The 18,835-nt window shown below is 42.6% G+C and carries 19 protein-coding genes and 1 pseudogene; 10 read left to right on the top strand and 10 right to left on the bottom strand.

Going from position 1 to position 18,835, the window contains the following annotated elements; translation table 11 throughout:
* Nucleotides 1–342: 342 nt before the first annotated feature.
* Complete coding sequence (locus tag JOD82_RS01785; protein WP_208332695.1) at nucleotides 343–1,689, bottom strand: helix-turn-helix domain-containing protein; 1,347 nt, start codon at nucleotides 1,687–1,689, stop codon at nucleotides 343–345.
* 230 nt (nucleotides 1,690–1,919) lie between these two features.
* Here JOD82_RS01785 and JOD82_RS28955 point away from each other — a divergent pair, with 230 nt between their 5' ends.
* On the top strand, nucleotides 1,920–2,729 hold the full coding sequence (locus JOD82_RS28955; protein ID WP_245231633.1) for a hypothetical protein: 810 nt from the start codon (nucleotides 1,920–1,922) through the stop codon (nucleotides 2,727–2,729).
* Between the two features lie 102 nt (nucleotides 2,730–2,831).
* On the top strand, nucleotides 2,832–3,905 hold the full coding sequence (locus JOD82_RS01775; protein WP_245248882.1) for a TolB-like translocation protein: 1,074 nt from the start codon (nucleotides 2,832–2,834) through the stop codon (nucleotides 3,903–3,905).
* A 103-nt stretch (nucleotides 3,906–4,008) separates the two neighbouring features.
* Here JOD82_RS01775 and JOD82_RS28950 read toward each other — a convergent pair whose 3' ends face one another.
* The 5 genes and pseudogenes from JOD82_RS28950 to JOD82_RS28945 all read right to left on the bottom strand — a co-directional run bounded on the left by JOD82_RS28950 (nucleotide 4,009) and on the right by JOD82_RS28945 (nucleotide 5,613).
* On the bottom strand, nucleotides 4,009–4,176 hold the full coding sequence (locus JOD82_RS28950) for a hypothetical protein (RefSeq protein ID WP_245231631.1): 168 nt from the start codon (nucleotides 4,174–4,176) through the stop codon (nucleotides 4,009–4,011).
* Nucleotides 4,157–4,564 (bottom strand): phage holin, LLH family, encoded by a 408-nt coding sequence (locus JOD82_RS01770; protein WP_245231630.1) that lies wholly within the window; start codon nucleotides 4,562–4,564, stop codon nucleotides 4,157–4,159. The genes JOD82_RS28950 and JOD82_RS01770 overlap by 20 nt, the downstream gene beginning before the upstream one ends.
* Before the next feature lie 2 nt (nucleotides 4,565–4,566).
* Nucleotides 4,567–4,767: a stalk domain-containing protein gene (locus tag JOD82_RS29675; protein ID WP_397376019.1), complete on the bottom strand. Its 201-nt coding sequence runs from the start codon at nucleotides 4,765–4,767 to the stop codon at nucleotides 4,567–4,569.
* Nucleotides 4,768–4,891: 124 nt separating this feature from the next.
* Nucleotides 4,892–5,290 (bottom strand): annotated as a pseudogene (locus JOD82_RS29670) (glycoside hydrolase family 25 protein); the annotation flags it as partial.
* Between the two features lie 11 nt (nucleotides 5,291–5,301).
* Complete coding sequence (locus tag JOD82_RS28945; protein ID WP_256026039.1) at nucleotides 5,302–5,613, bottom strand: phage holin family protein; 312 nt, start codon at nucleotides 5,611–5,613, stop codon at nucleotides 5,302–5,304.
* An 825-nt stretch (nucleotides 5,614–6,438) separates the two neighbouring features.
* On the opposite strand from JOD82_RS28945, the gene abc-f reads away from it, so the two are divergent.
* The 5 genes from abc-f (at nucleotide 6,439) to JOD82_RS01730 (ending at nucleotide 12,846) form a co-directional block, all read left to right on the top strand.
* Entirely contained in the window at nucleotides 6,439–7,926 is a 1,488-nt protein-coding gene (gene abc-f / locus JOD82_RS01750; RefSeq protein ID WP_069010591.1) for a ribosomal protection-like ABC-F family protein, read from the top strand.
* A gap of 635 nt (nucleotides 7,927–8,561) precedes the next feature.
* Nucleotides 8,562–8,771: a hypothetical protein gene (locus tag JOD82_RS01745; RefSeq protein ID WP_029517850.1), complete on the top strand. Its 210-nt coding sequence runs from the start codon at nucleotides 8,562–8,564 to the stop codon at nucleotides 8,769–8,771.
* Nucleotides 8,772–8,863: 92 nt separating this feature from the next.
* Nucleotides 8,864–10,480 (top strand): spore germination protein, encoded by a 1,617-nt coding sequence (locus JOD82_RS01740; RefSeq protein ID WP_069010592.1) that lies wholly within the window; start codon nucleotides 8,864–8,866, stop codon nucleotides 10,478–10,480.
* 12 nt (nucleotides 10,481–10,492) lie between these two features.
* A complete protein-coding gene (locus tag JOD82_RS01735; RefSeq protein ID WP_029517852.1) occupies nucleotides 10,493–11,719 on the top strand; it encodes a Ger(x)C family spore germination protein in 1,227 nt (408 codons plus the stop codon).
* 29 nt (nucleotides 11,720–11,748) lie between these two features.
* Nucleotides 11,749–12,846: a GerAB/ArcD/ProY family transporter gene (locus tag JOD82_RS01730; RefSeq protein WP_029517853.1), complete on the top strand. Its 1,098-nt coding sequence runs from the start codon at nucleotides 11,749–11,751 to the stop codon at nucleotides 12,844–12,846.
* A gap of 896 nt (nucleotides 12,847–13,742) precedes the next feature.
* On the opposite strand, the gene JOD82_RS01725 is transcribed toward JOD82_RS01730, so the two are convergent.
* Nucleotides 13,743–14,486, bottom strand: coding sequence for a BclA C-terminal domain-containing protein (locus JOD82_RS01725; protein WP_069010593.1), 744 nt, complete (start codon nucleotides 14,484–14,486; stop codon nucleotides 13,743–13,745).
* A 238-nt stretch (nucleotides 14,487–14,724) separates the two neighbouring features.
* On the opposite strand from JOD82_RS01725, the gene JOD82_RS01720 reads away from it, so the two are divergent.
* Both JOD82_RS01720 and JOD82_RS01715 read left to right on the top strand, forming a co-directional pair.
* The gene (locus JOD82_RS01720) at nucleotides 14,725–15,159 is read left to right on the top strand and encodes a hypothetical protein (RefSeq protein ID WP_029517855.1); all 435 of its coding nucleotides are present in this window, start codon (nucleotides 14,725–14,727) and stop codon (nucleotides 15,157–15,159) included.
* Between the two features lie 113 nt (nucleotides 15,160–15,272).
* Entirely contained in the window at nucleotides 15,273–15,494 is a 222-nt protein-coding gene (locus JOD82_RS01715; protein ID WP_069010594.1) for a DUF6199 family natural product biosynthesis protein, read from the top strand.
* 373 nt (nucleotides 15,495–15,867) lie between these two features.
* Here the strand turns inward: JOD82_RS01715 and JOD82_RS01710 are convergent.
* A protein-coding gene (locus JOD82_RS01710) for an IS3 family transposase (RefSeq protein ID WP_141695453.1) occupies nucleotides 15,868–16,994 on the bottom strand; the annotation gives its coding sequence in 2 pieces (ribosomal slippage) (nucleotides 15,868–16,745 and nucleotides 16,745–16,994; 1,128 coding nt in all).
* A 367-nt stretch (nucleotides 16,995–17,361) separates the two neighbouring features.
* Nucleotides 17,362–17,760 carry a YmaF family protein gene (locus JOD82_RS01705; RefSeq protein WP_081317533.1) on the bottom strand — a complete coding sequence of 133 codons (399 nt, stop codon included), beginning with the start codon at nucleotides 17,758–17,760 and terminating at the stop codon, nucleotides 17,362–17,364.
* Between the two features lie 53 nt (nucleotides 17,761–17,813).
* Here JOD82_RS01705 and JOD82_RS01700 point away from each other — a divergent pair, with 53 nt between their 5' ends.
* Nucleotides 17,814–17,966, top strand: a complete 153-nt coding sequence (locus JOD82_RS01700; RefSeq protein ID WP_176715691.1) for a hypothetical protein — start codon at nucleotides 17,814–17,816, stop codon at nucleotides 17,964–17,966.
* A gap of 62 nt (nucleotides 17,967–18,028) precedes the next feature.
* Here JOD82_RS01700 and JOD82_RS01695 read toward each other — a convergent pair whose 3' ends face one another.
* On the bottom strand, nucleotides 18,029–18,340 hold the full coding sequence (locus JOD82_RS01695) for a hypothetical protein (protein ID WP_029517857.1): 312 nt from the start codon (nucleotides 18,338–18,340) through the stop codon (nucleotides 18,029–18,031).
* Nucleotides 18,341–18,835 lie beyond the last annotated feature (495 nt).

Genomic DNA, 18,835 nt, shown 5'->3' with positions numbered 1-18,835 from the left:
CTTACGTTTAAGCCCCTTCATGCTGTACTTGAGGCTCTATGCCATGCGAGTGAATAGGTACAGTAACAATTAACAAAAAGCTAGCCGCGACGATCATCAGAGCCATTTTTTTTAACATTGTTCATCCACACCTTTTCAATTATTAGACTGCATATGAACAAACACTCCATACTATTTATACAAACGCTCTAACTTCCTACATGCCAGCCAAACACTGAGATACCGCCGTTAGAGACAGTCTTTGGCATAATTAAATCTTGGCTACTCATTGTTTGTGCGCTTGCTGCTAACACCAATAAAAAAGTAGTCGCGAACAGCCCTTTAATTAAGCGATTCATACTATTACCCCATTTCCACTAAATTACGATATTGCACTTTTACTTCATCTGAGACAAATTGCCGACAACGTTCAAACATTCTGACGCAACGAAGAATAGAGTGCTCATTATTGACTATAGTGGATATTCTCATACAATCTAATAAGTAACTAATTCCCTTTTTGTACTGACCTTTGGTCAAATAATAGTCAGCTAATTCACTCAAAAGGCCAACAAGCTGATCATTAATATTCTGCTTGTCATTAGTTTGTCTTCCTTCTTGATCATGTATGTTGGATATTTCCCACTCAAATTGACTTAGAAGACCGTCTACATTTAACTTATAACGATTGGCTACAACCATTATATTCCACAAGCCTGGTAGTAATTCCTCTCTATTTGTTGAGATGAGATCAGTATATAAGGGAAGTACTTCTATATCTCCAGCCATAAGCTTGGCCAAATACACATTAGCCTGGCCCCACTCCCGAAATAAATTTTTCCAGCGCAATGTTTCTTCATCGTTCTCTTTAACCCAATCCAAGTCACAAGATTCATAGGCTGCTTGCAATGCTAACTCATAGTTTCCTTGTTCATAGTTAGCGCCTCCAATAAGTGAACCACTGAATGTTATATAAAAGAATAATGGTCGCAAAGGCATCTTACCTCGTTCTCTTTTAAGAGAGTGTGCCATAGAATATTGCGCTTCGCCTAAAGCTCTTAATTCTTTAGCAACTTTCTCAACCCGTTCCCATTTACGCAAAGATCGGTATACATTAGCCAAATCTACAAAGGCATCTAACTGGTCTATAGCGTCGAGACGTTTGACATATGACTCAAACTGGAGCGCTGCTTGTAAATTTCTTTCCTGATCATCTCTAATCTGAATCTTGAACATACGATATTGACAGATGGCTAGGCGTTCAGAATGTTGATACCTCTCCGCTTCAGCTACCCCCTCATAGAGCAACAATGCAGCCGCATGTCTTCCCTGCTCCAGCAATTCCTCTGCAATTTCAAATAGCTTGGGTGAATACAGTAGATTGTCCATGATGGCTCCCACCACTCGACGGATCGCATCTAACTTGTCCAACTCCGCACATCGAAACAAAAATGGCTCAATTCGCCTCATATTCGGAGGATAATCGATGATGAAGTTTTCTATAAACAAGTCGTAAAAATAGCCCTCAGGTAAACCCATAGCCTCGGTAATGCGATCTATCTGATTAACAGACATAGACTTATTTCCTGACACAATGGCACTTACCGCCCCCCTATTCATGCCTGCAAGTTGCCCAAATTGTGCTATGCTCAATCCCTCTTGTTGTAGGTATCTGTCTAATTCCGCCCGAATCGTAGGTGTATGCTTCATGTCATATCCACCTTTCACACAGAAATTCCAAAAATTTTATATTATTGCATCCAATTGTTGATCATAATTTAACAGTTGTCAATAACCTTCCTTTTTTTCATTTCAAGCCTATACCCACCCATCACGAATCTATTAAATATATTCATATATGCCATAAAAAGGTTGACAATATCAGTAGAGTCCTTTACGCTGGCTATGTATTTACAAATATTTCAAGGAGGCATTTTGTTATGAAAGTAAAGTTTCTACCACGAGCTTTTCTGGCTGCAACGCTACTCATCTCTTGGGGAGTCGTCAGTCCAGCTATCTCCCATGCTGAGAAAGGAGATAAAATACCTGACCGCATGTTAGCAGATACCATCATTCAATACGATGATAACAATAATATGGTTATAGTGGAAAAAGGGACTCCTGTACCTGAATCAGAAAAATCTCCAGCCGCTATTGCCCCACTTACTGCTGAACAACAAATTGAATCGGAAAAAGAAGAAGCAATGATTAAGAAAATCGAAGAAGACAAGACACCCCGGCCCGTATACCATATTGAAAACCCTGCCCCACAACCTGGACTAAAAGTAATTTATGATGGTGAAGGTCTTATCAAGGACATTATCCTGCCAAAAGAAAATAGACTATCTTCGGATGTTTATGGACTTAATGCATTGCCACGCGGAACACGAAACCCAGCTGGGGATTACAGATACGGAGCATCTAATAATGTAATTTCTATTAGTGGAGACAAGCATGGCTCTGTTATAGGCACAGGGAGAGGAACCAACTTCACGGACCAGAAAGGTGAGAATGGCAATACTCTCCGAAGAGGTGACTGCGCAACAAAAGGGGCCATTGATAATCCCGAGTTTGGGACAGAAATTCGGGTAAGGAATACTGATAATGATATCGTAGCCACTTTTAATAAAGCTGACAATGGATCTCTTCCAGATGCAATCGTTGATATTTGGAAAACTGGTGTAGAGGATCTAGGTTTAACATGGCATTCGTATACTTCATTTTCAGGTAGATACTCCTATAATTTCTAATATCTTTATAGCAAAAAGGATAGGGTCTCGTTCCTATCCTTTTCCCCTTTCGCATTATATTCAGTTTGATTCATCACTTATTTCAGAAAGGAATGCATCGTTTTGAGAACACGCCGCTACAAATTCTTTATACTTTCCCTGCTCGTGCCAGCTTTATTGTCATCCTGCTCCCCCTCTTCTACCCCACCAGCAGAATCTGCTGTACCCCAAAAAAACCAATCAGGGGAAAAGACAGCTCTAGCCGGTCAGGGCCAATATCTATCCATGACCTATACAGAATATGTGAATGGGAAGAACGCATATCAAGGCATGGTTATGCGAGTTATGACGTACGACTTAAGCAGTAAAAAAATAACCAAGCTGGCTGATGTTCCGTATACCTCTCAATACCCGCTTTCTGTGGTATCCTTGCCTGATCACAAAATTTATTATTCTGCTGATGTCGGTGATAAGGGAGACCAATTATTTTCGTATGACTTGACTACGAAAAAAACCGAACAGCTTACCGATAATTTGTTTGCCATCAATCGTATTGTACCAACTACTCCAGACGGCCCCCTCGTCCTGGTTGCGGTCAAAAAAGGAGAGCGGATACTTAAAACTATGTTCTATAATAAAGCAACCCGTACCATGCAAATTATGCATGATGAAAATCAGGATGATACTACCACTTGGTCTATCACCTATAATCCAGACAAAAAAACAATTTACAGTTCACAGTATTCAGATAAGGAGCACGAGAAACAAAGAGTCATCTCAAACCGAACACAAACCATCATGGCCCCTCCGGACAACAAGGTTACAGAAATCAATAGCGTCACCAAGCAAGAACGCTCTATCATCACACTGAGAAAAGAGAAAATATCATCAATGTCCAGCAGTAATGATAAACTACTTCTCGTAACTACCAATCTAACTAATCACAGCAAACCCGAGTATAGTCTGGTTGATATTGCAACAGGTAAACGTACCAAAATAAAGTTGCCTATTTTAACCCGCCAATTTGTCTATATGTCCCCCGACGGCAAGGGTGTCTACTATTTGGGTAGCGCCTCTGAGAAAAATGAGGAGGAAGGGCGCGGCGTATATTATTATGATTTCACATCGAAAATTCAAACCCCCATCTTTATACAAGAAGAGGGTTTCATCAATAACTTCATGCTGCTGAACAAGTAATTGCTCTGATTAGCAACATGCCAAAAAGCCGGAAAGGAGCAAGTTACGCTATCTTTCCGGCTTTCCTTATCTGTTTAGTGTTTACTTTGTAACTTTAGCCGTATTATCCTTGCTCCAAAGCAGGCGCTTGTACTGATTCTGTTGGTTCTTGAATAGACTCAGTTGCAGTCTGAATCTGACCGGATGATACCTCTGCCGTAGCCTGAGCCAAGAAATCATTAAGCTTTGCAGCCAGACCAGATAAAGCCTCCTTAACTGGCCTGTACTGCATCCTCGTTTGGCTGTTCTTCAGTAGCTAGTACCGTTTTTGTTTTGGCCTTATACTCCAGATATGCCTTCTCAATCGCAGATTTTAACTCTACTTGGGATACTACAATACCTTGACTGGAAAGAGTAAGTGAAGCATACTGCAAAGCCTCCTGAAGCTTGCGTTCTCCCCCAGCTTCTTTAAATGCTGTTTGAGCAAGAGCAAAACTCTCTCCAGCAATTTTATGAATCACTTCACGTTGCGCTGCCGTTGTACGCGCTTCTATCCACACGTTAACCTTAGTCTTGAGTTTGTTCAGACCTCCTAAAACAAACGCTGTAAGTACTACACCAGCAGCGGCTGTGACATTGGTATTAACATAAGGCTGTACAGTTTCGATAATTGTTTGCATGATTATTTATCCCCTCTCGTTAATGTTGCAATTTTATTTTTTGGGTCCCATGACACTACTGTACCGTAAGCATCAGCAATTGGTCTGAGTTGCACATACGCTGTACCCTCTACAAGTTGGACAGTTTGCAGCTTGGACCCATTTAAATAGGCTTCCTTGCTGGTATTGTCCCAACGATAAGACACGCCCAAGGCATTTGCCAAAGACCGCAGCGGTACATAGGTTCTGGAGCCATATAGAAGGGCTTTCCCCCGCTTCTTTACCGTTTACGCGGAATGTGCCGGATGTACGGATTCTGTCTCTTGTCCAGGGACAATAACGCCAAATCGATTTACGCAGCTCGTCCGTTGTTCCATCAAATTCGTTCAGGTCCACGTTTCCTTTTATCCCGGATACCTTGCCACTATCGCTGTATTGCCAAATATCCCAACGTTTCCACGTCACTGTATCGCTCGGTACGCGCGTTTCACTGTAACGGGCTATCCATAGTGGGTAGCCACCTAATGAAGCATTAAAATTAGCTGCGAATGCATTGCCCGTATAGATAATGGGCTTACGTCCTGTAATCCGCTCCAGCTTGATCAGGAAGGCCAACGCCACAGTAATAAGCGTTTTGGACAGCTTGCCGGGGTTGTTTTCATAATCCATCACCGCAGGAAGGTCCAGCGCTTTTGCACCGCCTACCTGATCCACCACATCAGCAAAATGTCGCGCTTCCCGCTTTGACCAGGTTCCAATCAATATTGCCTTGATAGCGAGATACGTCGTTCCCTGTGCGATACCTTTTTTTGCTTATCTGCATTTTCCCCACCACCTTCCTTTTCTCCGCTTTTACTCTTTAAAACTTCCACAGCCTGCCGAATGATCGACGGGACTGGCGCACCAAGCCTGCCGCCATTTTCAACAATCAGCTCATTTGCCATATAAAAATAGGCGACTGCATCCCGGAAAAGATGCGAATCGCCTAAGACGCCATTAATTAGATGAGATACAGCAACTATTATAAAAATAAATACCTTTCGAGCAACACCCCCAATACTCCCGACCACCCACCGTAGAAATACGTTACCGCGCTACTACCTAAAGTGGCACTAAATTTAAAAATCTCCCACTCATCCAACCTTCTTTCCCCCGTCTCTCCGTTCAGGAAACTTTTCCTTGGCTATCATCGTTTGGTTTCTGATCTTTTTCTTCTTGGGCCTGTATCTATGCTAATGCACTTCCTATTGCTATATCCAATCCTTTAAGTATTTTTCTTTCCGGCCTGCTGGCTGTGAAGCAATGACAGCAGAAATGACTAACAGTCAATTCTTCAACTGGTCTTGTTAGATCCAGTTGTATATATCCATGTTGACTTTATTTTGCCATGGGTTTCATCACCTCCTCAAGACGCAAAATAAGCCCCTGAGTTATCAGAGACCTTCCATACTTAAATATTAAATTGGTTCTGCTGCTATAACGCTAGGTATTTTAAAAACCTATATGTTATCAACCTAATACGAACGAGCAGGATAGTTAAATAACAGTAATCAATCTAAGGAGCATGTCGAACTACGCGAGGCTTCAGCCTAACAGGGCTACGCAGGTTGTAGTTAAATTACTATTGTGATAAACTGGATGTAATTTGATGACGGGAGTTGAACGGATACATGTAGAACTTTCTTGCTTTGAGATCACGAAAAGAACGGACTCAGCGATCGGCTGTGGTCGTTTTATTCATCTCTGCAAGAAAGGTCTGCGTTTCGTTTGCGCTCCCTCTCCGGACAGTCATACGGCCCCTTGGAATGGGGCCGTATTTCCTCGTATGGATTAGAGTCGCAAGATAGCACCTTTCTTGCGGTTCTTTTTTATTTCCAAACGAAAGGATGACTACCATGCCCGCCATTCAGGTAACCAATCTTACTTTTGCCTATCCAGGCAGCTATGACCCCATATTCGAAAATGTTCATTTTCAAATTGATACAGACTGGAAGTTGGGCTTTACGGGGCGAAACGGTCGGGGGAAAACGACGTTCTTAAACCTGTTGCAGGAGAAATACGAATACAGCGGTACGATCTCCACACCAGTCGCCTTTGATTATTTTCCGTTTCCCGTCGAGCACCCGGAGTATTTGACCTTAGACGTCGTCGAAGAGATCGTGCCAAGCTATGAGAGCTGGAAGTTGATGCGCGAACTGAACCTGCTTAAGGTTTCAGAAGACGTGTTGTACAGGCCATTCGAATCGCTGTCCCAAGGAGAACAGACGAAGGTATTGCTGGCCGTGCTATTCATCCAAGACAATCGATTTCTGCTCATCGACGAACCGACCAATCATCTCGACTTGCACGCACGCAAGCTTGTCGCCGATTATCTGAATACGAAGCGCGGTTTTATTCTTGTTTCACACGACCGGGCTTTTCTCGACCGCTGCGTGGATCATATTCTATCGATCAACAAAACGAATATCGAAATCCAAAAAGGCAACTTCTCCAGTTGGTGGACGAACAAAACTCGCCAAGATACGTTCGAAATGGCACAAAACGAAAAGCTGTACAAAGACATACAGCGTTTATCTGCTTCTGCTAAACGTACTAGCGGCTGGTCTTTCGAGACCGAAAAATCGAAAAACGGCACACGAAACTCCGGCTCCAAGCTTGACAAGGGATACGTCGGGCATAAGGCAGCGAAAATGATGAAACGCTCGAAATCCATCGAACAGCGGCAACACGCCGCTTTAGAGGAAAAATCGAAATTGCTCCGAAATATCGAACAGTCAGAAAGCCTTGCGATCTCTCAGCTCGTGTATCCCAAATCGGAACTGGCTATGCTGGATCACGTCACGATTTACTACGGGGAAAGAGCGGTTTGCAAGAACATTTGTCTGACGATCGAACCAGGAGATCGGATTGCAATTTCAGGTCCAAATGGTTCAGGTAAGTCTAGCTTGCTCCGCCTGCTGAACGATGAGACGCTACATTATACAGGTACGTTTCAACGGGAGCCTCAGCTTCGCGTTTCCTATGTATCCCAGAATACTTCTCATCTGCGAGGAACGCTTTCCGATTATGCAGCAGAGCACAGAATTGACGAAAGCTTATTTAAGGCCGTGTTACGTAAGCTAGATTTCGCCCGCATCCAGTTTGAGAAGGATATATCGGCGTTTAGCGGCGGGCAGAAGAAGAAGGTTCTAATCGCGAGAAGCCTATGTGAGGAGGCTCATCTGCATATTTGGGACGAACCGCTCAACTTTATCGACGTGATTTCCCGGATGCAAATTGAGGAGCTGTTGCTTGAGTACACGCCGACCATTGTATTCGTGGAACATGATCGGGAATTTCATGACCGTGTCGCCACGAAAACGATTGAACTCGGTGGAGATTAGAATTTTACAAAGTGACTTGGAGTAAGACATGATTTAAACGGCAGAAAGCTTTACACAACAACTTTTATGAAAAGGGAAGCGATTGAACTTAAGGGACACGAGAGTTCAATAGAACATCGGCAGTCTAGGATTTTATTTTATTTTCTTATCCATGGCTGCCGATTCTTTCTATTGGGGGCATTCTAATAGTTATTTCACTAAGACTGAGAGCTATATTATTCTACAGCGGGTTTTGCTTCCATAATATCGTCTCCCCTTATAAAAGAGTAAAAACCTCTCCAAACTGAAGCGACCCCTGTCAAGTGGACAGCTATCAAAAAGCAATATTTAAGTGCTCTGCCTCCCTCACGGTAGCCAACGAAAAATGACATCTGGCAAGAATGTCTTTAAATGGTGATTTCCGGAGGACTTTTTTGTGCTTTAAATAACTTCGCAAGTGCTCCTCTTATGAGCCAGATGCTTCATTTGATTTTAATTCATTCTTTGCAACATGTATTAGAGCAGCCAACGATGTGAAAATCCACTTTTCCCGATGCCAGAGCATTTGCGCAGAAAATGATATATCCGGTAAATCCTATGGTAAAGCAACCAAATTTGTTCTCTGTGAAAGTCATCAACAATCAATGAGGAACGAGATGCCAGCAGATGATCTGGAGATACCACCATTCGAAATGACTCATCTTTTAAAAACTCTGAATGAAGGTCTTTGGCTACAACGAATCCATCCAATACAAAAACGACATCCGCAAGCCCTTCTCTTAGACTGTGTCTATACCGGCCAACAATTTTTGCCGTATGCCACTAAAAAAGCTTCTACTATTGTAAACATAGTTGAAATAAATTGATATAAAAACATCTTTTGGAAGGTGTGTACATATAAATCGTGGAATAGCAACATATTACAGTTAACCGCTATCTAGAAGGGAACTGTATTGCTATGGTTGACAAGTTAAAAAAATGGCTGTTTAAGCAGCCTTCACGATCTAAAAATGGCACGAGCTCTGAACCAGTTAATGATAAAAAAACGACTGAGTTATCCAAGGAACTGAGTGGCACGCTTAAGGACAACGTGACCTTGCTGAAGCAGGAAATAGGACATAGCACGGATTTCATTCTTCGTTGTTTGAACGATAAACAGGGCAATCCGGTTCTCGCTGTAGGTTTTCTTCAAGGCCTGATTGATCAGCAAATTTTAACGACACTGCTGGAGGAACTTACTGCAGGTATTCGAAATGGGGATCTCTCCGATCGTAATGTTGAAAGTTGGTTGATGGATCGTATTCCTATTGGGGGCATCACTTGCCTTAAAAATGAGAAAGCACTTATCCATGCCGTTCTTTATGGACAGGTGGTTCTCCTTGTCGAAGGCAGCACCAAGGCCTTTGCTGCTTCTATGAGCGGGGGGGCTAAAAGAGCGGTTGAGGAGCCAACATCGCAGACAGTAATTCGCGGTCCTAAAGAGGGGTTTACAGAGGATATATCCACCAATATCGCACTCCTCCGGAGAAGGATCAAATCAACTGAACTCCACTTTGATTCTCGAATTATCGGATCATACACGCAGACGAAGGTATCGGTGGCATATATTCGAGGCATTGCAGATCCAGAGGTGGTTAAGGAAATCTCCAGACGATTAGATTCCATTAACACGGACAGTATTCTCGAAAGTGGATATATCGAGGAATTTATTCAAGATGGGGTATGGACCCCCTTTCCAACCATATATAACACTGAGCGCCCGGATACTGTAGCAGGCAGCTTGCTTGAGGGGTTAGTAGCGATATTGGTTGATGGGACTCCATTTGTATTGATTGCTCCTGTAACCTTTTTTCGGTTCATCGCATCCAGTGAAGACTACTACCAACGTTATGATCTGGCATCTTTTCTTCGAATCGTTCGAATGGCATCCTTTTTCTTGGCATTGCTATTACCCTCATTCTTTATTGCAACAACAACGTTTCACCAGGAAATGCTGCCTACAACAATGCTCATCACTTTGGCTGCGCAGAGAGAGAATACACCATTGCCAGCCCTGCTTGAAGCAATGCTAATGGAGCTGACCTTTGAGGTTATTCGCGAAGCAGGAGTACGAATGCCGCGCGCCGTAGGGCCTGCAATCTCTATCGTTGGGGCATTGGTTCTTGGACAAGCTGCTGTACAGGCGGGATTGGTTTCTGCAGCTATGGTGATTGTGGTTTCATTCACAGCTATCTGCAACTTTGTACTACCTGCGATCAATATGGCGGGGGCTGTTCGTTTGCTCAGATTTGGACTCATGCTGTTAGCGGGTTTATTTGGATTATACGGCGTTTTGGCGGGCTTGGTTCCCATCCTCGTTAGATTAGTATCTGTGAATTCGTTCGGCGTTCCTTATATGATGCCGCTCGCACCTTTCTATACGAGCAATATGAAAGACCTGTTTGTGCGTGTACCTTGGTGGAAGATGAAGAAACGGCCGAAAATGATTGGGGATGTCAATCCAGTAAGACAGGCAACGGAACAGGAATCATTTGCAGAACAAGCGGGGGAACACAGCCGAGATCCCATGGCGTAAGGAGGAACCGATATGTCCCAATTAGGCAGATTTATTTTGGCCTTGGTCATATTATTCATTTTGGCGGGTTGCTGGAACCGAGTCGAACTGAATGAGCTGTGGGTAACTGCGGCTACAGGAGTAGATATGATGGACGACGGACAGTGGATGATGTCCTATCAGATTATTATTCCCTCCGCCCTTGCAAGTGGTACCGGAGGAGGAACGGGAGGATCTTCTCAACCGGCATCCCATGTATTCTCAGTAAAGTCCAAAACCTATAACCAGGCGTTATCGTACAGCAATTTAAAAACATCAAGACAAATCTACATAGCACATAATCGTGTTGTATTTATCGGTAAGAGAGCGGCTGAGAAAGGAATGGACCGTTTAATTGATTTTTATCTTCGTAATACGGAAGCAAGGGAGATGGTAACTATGATTGTAACGGACGGCTTAGCATCCGATCTATTAAAGAAATTACTGCCGCCTGAAAAACTTCAAGGCGTCGCCATGGCTGAATTAGTCGACAAAGAGAGTGATATTTTATCGGTGTTTCCGAAAGTTAGGGTTTATGATTTCGTATTAAGCATGAACTCGGATTCCAAATCTATTGGAGTACCGGTCGCCGAGTTGACCGGAGAAGGGGACTATCAGGATGTGAAGGAAGCAGAGAGTCTGGATGTCTTCAAAAAAACCTCGGCCCCGCTCAAACTGGCATTGACTAAATTGGCGGTATTCCAAAAAGGAAAGCTCAAAGGGTTTCTCAACAAGGAAGAGAGTCTGGGTGTATCTTATCTGTCTCAAAAGATTAACAACAGCGAAATTTCGTTCCCATGCAGCAAACAGCCCGGTAGGGAAATGTACTCTTCCATACTAGTAAACTCTGCTAATGTAAAGCTTACACCCAGAAAAACCAGTTCTCATTACACTATGCAGGTTGGAGTGAAAATTAATGGGACTTTAAATGAAACTACATGCACTAAGGATATTTCCAAGACGAAGACCATACATGATCTGGAAGAAGAGATTGCAAAAGAAGTGACCAGTACGATAAATAAGGGCTGGGCTAAACTTCAGGAACTTGGTGTAGACGCAACTGGTTTTGCTGACCGGATTCACCGGAGGTTCCCAAGGGAGTGGGGAACGGTGAAAAAAGACTGGGATCAGGAATTCAAGAAGATAGAACTGGACATTCGAGTGGATGCACGGATTCAGCGTCCTGGCCTCCTACAGAAGCATATCGGAAGTCAAACCTAACCCATTTTGTATAAAGGGGCTTAAAAAGTATGAATAAAACCGTCACCAGGGTATCCGGGTTAGCTATCGCTTTTTCCTTGTTTCAGGTTGGCAGTACAACCTTATTCCTCTTGGGAGCTACAGCCAAGCAGGATGCATGGCTAGCCATGCTGATCGGCGCACTTGTAGGCTTCGTCTTGCTAATCATGTATTTATACATGCATAAACTTGATCCACATCGAGATTTGTACGAGCTCCTATGCCATTATTGGGGAAAATGGATAGGTAGTCTGGGTGGTCTTCTGTTCATCAGTTACTTTGCTTATGAAGCTTCCAGGAGTGTCAGGGACATTGGTGAGCTCGGCGCATTGACATTACTTAACAGAACTCCTACCGAAGTTATTACGTTTATAGCGTTAATTGTCTGTGCCGATGTAGTGTGGTTTGGACCGAGGGTCTGGTTCCTTCTATGTCATATCTTCCTTCTTCTATTGGTTTTTGGTTATGGCATTTTATTATTGCTTACTCCTTTTACAGGACTCATTCACTTTGAATTTTTATTTCCTGTATTGGAGAATGGTCTAACTCCCGTAGTGAAGGCTGCCATTCCCGAGATCGTGTCTTTTCCCTTCGGGCAGACGGTTCTTTTTCTTGTGCTGTTCAAGATTGTTACGGATAAACGTAAATTACAGCGGTCAATCGTCATTGTTTACTGGATCACTGCTGTGTTCCTTATTGTAATGAATGAACTAACAATCCTGGTTTTAGGTCCGGAATGGGCAGCATCAAGCACCTATCCCTTATTTGAGGTTACACAACTAATTCAGCTACCGAAGATCGTTGAGAGAGCTGATGTCCTGTTTTCGATGATTCTATTTATTGGAATCGGAATCAAAACGGCTGGTTTTATGTTTGGTGCCGTCATTGGGCTTCAAACGATAACCCCCTTTAGATATAAGCCTGCTTTACTGTTGCTAAGTATCATCATATACGCCCTTACGTTTCTCTCCTCTAGGTTAACCGAATTTTTGTGGTTCGGTCTTCATGTAGCCTTGGTTCGAGTTTGGCCTATCTTTCAGATTGCTCTGCCTGTCCTCCTTTTCCTGACCATGCTAATTCGGAAGAAAAAGAGAAGGACTTATAGTTAGCTATAGCCTTCTCAACACTGTCTAATTTCTTCTTTGTCTTAGCCACATTGGATTCTCTAATGACTAATGTTGAAGAACTTACTGATGTTTTCGACAATTTGTCAGCAATCTTTAGCTTCATGATTCGATTGCCTTTGCTGTTTTACTATGCTGTGCCTTTACGCTTACCACTATGGCATTTTCAGAAAGAGAATTTCCATTTACCTTGAAGGTGTCTTGGTTTATCTCACCAATGGGCCATATCCCTTAGAGCCCCAAGGGGTTTCACTATTTAGTAAAGTACAGATATTGATCACGTTCCCACTGGTGAACTTGTGTGCGATACAGATACAAGTAGCTCCGGCAAATCTCCATTAGTGTGATTCAGGTCAATTATTTACGCCCGCTGATGCTTTTTTGACAGCCAGTTAAAAATGCCTCACTGATTGGAGTTACTTGGAACTGTTCGCCCTACCAATGTCCATCTTTGACGCTAACCGATGCCGGATGGACTACATTCGCAAACTACTATAAATACAGAATAACGTCTGACTTATCCAGATTTACTATTGATCTTCGTTCGAATAAATTTCTTTTTTAAATGCCACAACAAAAAGAAGGTAGGAAAAGTTTCCTAACCTTCTTAGCATTCATATTTCAATGTTTGAATAATATCATTGTTTTTTTTACAATGTTACTGCGGATTTACCATTTTAACTTTAAAGATAGGCTTTGGAGTAGTGATAGTGTTTAATGGATCTTATTACTGCCACTACGTTCTCTTGCCATGCTATACAATCCCTCCCCCATAAATTCGTCTGCTTACTATAAGTGAATTAGACAAACTGACGATATGAAATCGTACAGTCTTTTCTAAAGCGGCTACATATAATGTTCTATATATCATTAAAAATGGCTTAAACGGTCAACTTTAATATAGTAAGAGTAGTATTGGTAAAGTTATGAAGTTGGGCTGGGGTTGCATTTGCATTTACCAATTGAATAGTTGTAGGAACGACCCCTACAGTAATAATGACTTCTGCCGAAATTGGTCCGCCACCGTTACCCGTGAAGGGAACAGGAGTAACAGGGATTCCATTTACGGTAAGGTTAAAAGCAGCATCACCTTGGTTATGAATTGTAAAATCTATTAGATAGCTTCCCGTTTCGTTGATTGTTATCGTTGTAGATGGAGGAGTGAAAGTAAATGCACCACCAACATTAGCCAAAACTCCAGTAAAGGTAATTGGTGAGTTACCCGGAACTGTGTCCGTTCCCGTACCAGGATCTGCTCGGAAGACACTTAAGAAGTCTGATATCCCGCCGCCTGCTGGCCCTGCTGCCCCCGTTGCTCCTGCGGGTCCTACCGCTCCTGCCGGTCCCACTGGTCCTGCTGGCCCCACTGCTCCTGCTGGCCCTACTGCTCCTGCGGGTCCTGTTGGTCCGGGAATTCCTTGAAAACCTTGTAGCCCTTGCTGGCCTTGAGCACCTGGAACTCCCTGTGGACCCGGCACTCCCTGCGCTCCCTGCGGTCCCTGAGGTCCTTGAGGTCCTCGGATCCCTTTAACAATAACTTTCGGTAAAACTTTGACTTTTTTAACTACACATCTTCTAAATTTTCTCCGATGCATTTTCTTTTGCCAATAATAATGTCTAAACATAATTAATGATCACCTCCAAAGTCTAGTCAAAGTAGCTTATTGTGCAATTAACCAAAAAGATTGGGCTGTTGACTTGATCTTGGGAAAATAGGCATAGGTCTGACCCTATCGTGTTAGATTATTACTGCTTATCCTTCTAAAGCTTAATAGCCCTACTATCAACCGATCCAGCCCCTGCACAGTATGTATCTTTCTATTCCAGCTTGCAAATTCTTTACCCAAAAAAGGAGATGAGATAATGACTAGATTGTTAGATGCTCGAACATCTCAAAACGCAAGTTACGGTAATACGATCTCAATCTCCATGCCAGCCAATACTCCTGTTGCCATCGCAGAGCTTGGCTTAGACGTGACGGGCGCTGGGGAAAATATGCGTGTACAATTATCAGGGATTGCTGAGCTTTCATTTCCCACTACTCCACCTTTTGACTCCGTTATTGCTATTTCTATTGTTAGAGGCACTCTCGACTCTCCTGTTGCATACGCCCTTTACTCTGTTAGTGTCTCCGAAGCAAACCCAAACGCTGTACAGGTCGTTACCATTAATGCATCCGATTACAATGTCCCTCTACCACCATCAAATGAATTAGTGTATACCTTATATTTATTTTGCACAGCGGATGCCACCCGAATAGGAATAGAAAGTTTTAATGCGGTTGCCTATTCAGATTAACATTACACCATCATATGGAGGGCAAAGCCCTCTTTTTTTCCATCTATCCTTGAGGGACGACACTTTCCATCTGTCGTTCTTTTTTGGTATAGTTTACTTAAGGAGTTGATCAAATGGGATTCATGCTTATTTTTATCGCGATTATTTTTTTCTCACTTGGTATTTTAAGTAAACGAATTCCCACTTGGGGATGGCGTGCAAACGAAGCCTGGAAGATCAAAGGTGACTCAGAACCAAGCGACGCTTACATTGACGACATGAAATTTAGAGGCTCTGTATCTATACTCTTTGGGTCCTTCTTTTTAGTATGTGGACTTTTGGTTATCTTCCTATAAGTTCCACTACCTGTTACCAATCACCAAAACACCATATCGAAACGGAATTTGCTGTTTGGCTGATGCTCCTCAAATATCATTTAGCATATTTTCAAAACAGAAATCTGTCTCTCATCCAAAGCTTCCAGTAATCGAATTTCCTTAATCTTCAGAGACCGACCTGCCGCTGTAGTAAGTAGTAAAGATCATTTTTCTCGCATAGTATTTATTCATCAAACCAGCCATCCTATAAGGAAGAAGAATGTAAAACTCGACTCGTCACTCTCGAGAGTGAGTGGTTTAGAAGTGCCAGTATACCCGGGTGTAATGACTTGTTTTCTTTCTAAGGCTTCAAGGCATCCAACACCAACACATATGGATTGTAAACACTAAACTAGACAATTTTTTTGTGGTGTCTCTGCTTGAACTCAGCTGGACTCAAGTAATCCAGAGAACCGTGAATCCGAATATGGTTAAACCAGTGTACATAGTCATGTAATTCTGTGGTTAGCTCAGCAAGACTTTCAAAATGACGTTTCTTCACAAACTCCGTTTTGAAAATTTTAAAAGTGGCTTCCGCAACGGCATTGTCATAGGGACAGCCTTTCATGCTCAAAGAACGCTCAATCTGAAAAGCCTCTAGCGCATCGTCGATGAGCTTATTCTTGAATTCATTGCCTCGGTCGGTATGGAAGAGTTGAATGTCATTCAGGTTGCCCTTAATTGAAGCCAAAGCACGGTCAACCAGCTTGGCATCCTTGTGAGGGCCTGCACTGTAGCCAATAATCTCGCGGTTAAACAGATCTACAAAGAAGCATACGTAGTTCCAATATGAACCCACTCGGACGTACGTCAGATCACTTACGACGACAGACAACGCTTGCTCTTGTTCAAATTTCCGGTCCAGTACATTCGCTTGCTTGGCTTCATTGCATCTCGTGGGATGAGGCTTGTACTGAGCAACCGTATACGAGGAAACCAACCCGTATTCCTTCATGATTCGTCCAATACTCCGCCTGGATACCGTAAAACCTTGCTGGTGTAACACTTTTTTAATCTTACGCGTACCGTAGTTTTGAGTGCTGCTTTGAAAAATGTCCATAATCAGGGAGGGAAGCTCACCCTCCGATGTCACTTCTACTTTGTTTGCTTCATAATAATAGGTGCTTCTCGGGAGTTTTAGGACGTCGCACATTGCCGATACCGAGTATTTATGTTTATTCTGGCGAATGACATTTACTTTCGTCCCATGATCAGCGCGGCTTGCTTTAAAATGTCATTCTCCATGAGCAGTTGCTTGTTCTGTTTTCGAAGTTCGATCAGTTCTAATTCCTCTGGAGTCCGGTTGTCTTTCTCTTTGAAGGATCCAGATGTGGAACTCTCTTTCACCCATTTATCCAACGATGAAGGATTCATATCATATTCTTGAATGATATCCTTTCGTGCTTTGCGATTTTGATAGAGCTGAACCATCTGCGCTTTAAATTCAGCGCTAAAGGTACGTCTTTCTTTTTTAGTCATGATCCGTTTGCTCCTTCTAGGTTGGTCTGTAGTCTACTATATTAGACCACAATTTTTCTGTCTAGAAGAGTGTAGCCGATCCATCCCATCCAAATTGCTTTCTAAGCGTCAGCACCTTGGAACAAGAAAAGACGAGCCAGTAGTAGCTCGTCATTGTTACTACTGATTTTAAATTGTTTGGCCAATTACACTGTACTCATAAAGTCGAATCTTCAGTAACCTGTGGCTGAGTCCTTTAAGCATTACAACCCCCAAGTATCATAAGCAGTATAAATAGTACGAGAATAACCCCGACACTGGTAAACATGCCGCCATAACCAACTCCATCAGTCCCACTATTTGTATGGGGATGAGTTTTTCAAATTGATTAATATCGGTAGTCTTTCTCATCTCCAGTATTTCCACTGTACCTATGGGCGTGAGGAATTCTACCGTTTACTGTTGTATACCCTTCAAAATGATGGTAATGCCCACCACCTGTCAAGTGAATGGCTGGTCCTGTAGTACCTCTAATTAGATGCGTATGTTGATCGTTAAATGATGTTTCTGCATAATAATTATGAACATGCGGAACACCACTTGGAGCTGGTTCTGTTACTCCAGCGTAATGGTGGTAGTGTCCTACATCAAGTGATGTATTCCCACTAAAAGGATGTACGTGAACATTAACTGGTCTACCGTCCCACGAACTAATAAAAAGCTTATGCGAATGGTTAGATTCGGAATCACGGGAATGAACAACAAAACCTGTTATTGGTATTTCCATCAGTAGCCACCTCTCTTTATCAACTGCCATATACTATGAAAGAGGTAGTGTAAATGTTCAAAAGGCTATTTGAGTTAGAGTTGGTTTCCACTATTCGGGTAGCAGGGCATCAGGATAACAGGCTGTCAGAGCGTATGTATGCCCTCTCTCTGCTCTTTGCTGTACTCTTTCCGGTAATTCGTCCGGATAACGGAAAAAGTGCTTAGAACAACTCACATATTGGCGTATAAGAGCAAAAGAAAAAGCACCTCAATGGGTGCTTAACATTCTACCACGATGGTCGATGACCACATAAGGAACCAGCAGGTCCGACCTCGTCAATGTTTTGTGTATTATTTGATAAAGAAACGAACTTTCCATCAATAATTCTTACATAAGTCATATCTCCATAGTCTGGTTGTGTTTTATCTGTCTGCGGAGACACATACGTAATAAAGACGTTACAAAGACGGTGTCCATTACTCATCCTCATATCAACGGCTTGATTCAGGTAATTTTTAACCTGATTTGGATTTATAATATGCTGTTGTGGCGGTCTACCTGCTGGGTAATACTGTATTCCCCCGTGGGTATAATACATTTTTGTCACACTCCTCAGTAAAGTTTTTACTTCCTGATAGCCTATGCATAGAAGTGTAACGTTGTGTAAGGCAAGATATTTTAGATGGGATTAATTCATTCTTTCACACAAGCTGTACGGGAACAAAACTGCTTAACTCCGTTCCACCTACCCCATAGACAACCTTTGCATTTTTTCGGCTGTTTTGGTGGGCCTTTCATGTATAGCAAAATTCCTTTCTTCTGCTTCTTCTTCAAACCAAAAATCCTTTCAAGGCAATAAAAAAGCCACCCAAATGAGTGACTTGTATCTGCCTATGTATTTAGAGCACCAAATGAACCGAGGCGCTTATTTAAAACCCGAAAAAAGAAACAGCGATAGGTTCTATTCCCGCAAGCGGGATGCAAAACGCTACGTTGTTGCATAAAAGCATTTGTACTTAGTAACAAACAAGACCATTTTACTGATATTAGAAAATGGCCGTCAAAGAACTAAGACCGGACAATACCGGAAAAT

It is taken from the genome of Paenibacillus sp. 1182 (genome assembly GCF_017833915.1).
Lineage (GTDB): Bacteria > Bacillota > Bacilli > Paenibacillales > Paenibacillaceae > Paenibacillus > Paenibacillus polymyxa_D.
The sequence above is the reverse complement of the archived record's forward strand: the minus strand, read 5'-3'. Positions and strand labels throughout refer to the sequence as shown.

Coding starts and splice junctions, on each gene's coding strand:
- JOD82_RS01785 (WP_208332695.1), bottom strand. CDS start 1,689: ATGAAGCATACACCTACGATTCGGGCGGAATTAGACAGATACCTACAA.
- JOD82_RS28955 (WP_245231633.1), top strand. CDS start 1,920: ATGAAAGTAAAGTTTCTACCACGAGCTTTTCTGGCTGCAACGCTACTC.
- JOD82_RS28950 (WP_245231631.1), bottom strand. CDS start 4,176: ATGCAGTACAGGCCAGTTAAGGAGGCTTTATCTGGTCTGGCTGCAAAG.
- JOD82_RS01770 (WP_245231630.1), bottom strand. CDS start 4,564: ATGCAAACAATTATCGAAACTGTACAGCCTTATGTTAATACCAATGTC.
- abc-f (WP_069010591.1), top strand. CDS start 6,439: ATGCCCGCCATTCAGGTAACCAATCTTACTTTTGCCTATCCAGGCAGC.
- JOD82_RS01745 (WP_029517850.1), top strand. CDS start 8,562: ATGCCAGCAGATGATCTGGAGATACCACCATTCGAAATGACTCATCTT.
- JOD82_RS01740 (WP_069010592.1), top strand. CDS start 8,864: ATGGTTGACAAGTTAAAAAAATGGCTGTTTAAGCAGCCTTCACGATCT.
- JOD82_RS01735 (WP_029517852.1), top strand. CDS start 10,493: ATGTCCCAATTAGGCAGATTTATTTTGGCCTTGGTCATATTATTCATT.
- JOD82_RS01730 (WP_029517853.1), top strand. CDS start 11,749: ATGAATAAAACCGTCACCAGGGTATCCGGGTTAGCTATCGCTTTTTCC.
- JOD82_RS01725 (WP_069010593.1), bottom strand. CDS start 14,486: ATGTTTAGACATTATTATTGGCAAAAGAAAATGCATCGGAGAAAATTT.
- JOD82_RS01720 (WP_029517855.1), top strand. CDS start 14,725: ATGACTAGATTGTTAGATGCTCGAACATCTCAAAACGCAAGTTACGGT.
- JOD82_RS01715 (WP_069010594.1), top strand. CDS start 15,273: ATGGGATTCATGCTTATTTTTATCGCGATTATTTTTTTCTCACTTGGT.
- JOD82_RS01705 (WP_081317533.1), bottom strand. CDS start 17,760: ATGGAAATACCAATAACAGGTTTTGTTGTTCATTCCCGTGATTCCGAA.
- JOD82_RS01700 (WP_176715691.1), top strand. CDS start 17,814: ATGTTCAAAAGGCTATTTGAGTTAGAGTTGGTTTCCACTATTCGGGTA.
- JOD82_RS01695 (WP_029517857.1), bottom strand. CDS start 18,340: ATGTATTATACCCACGGGGGAATACAGTATTACCCAGCAGGTAGACCG.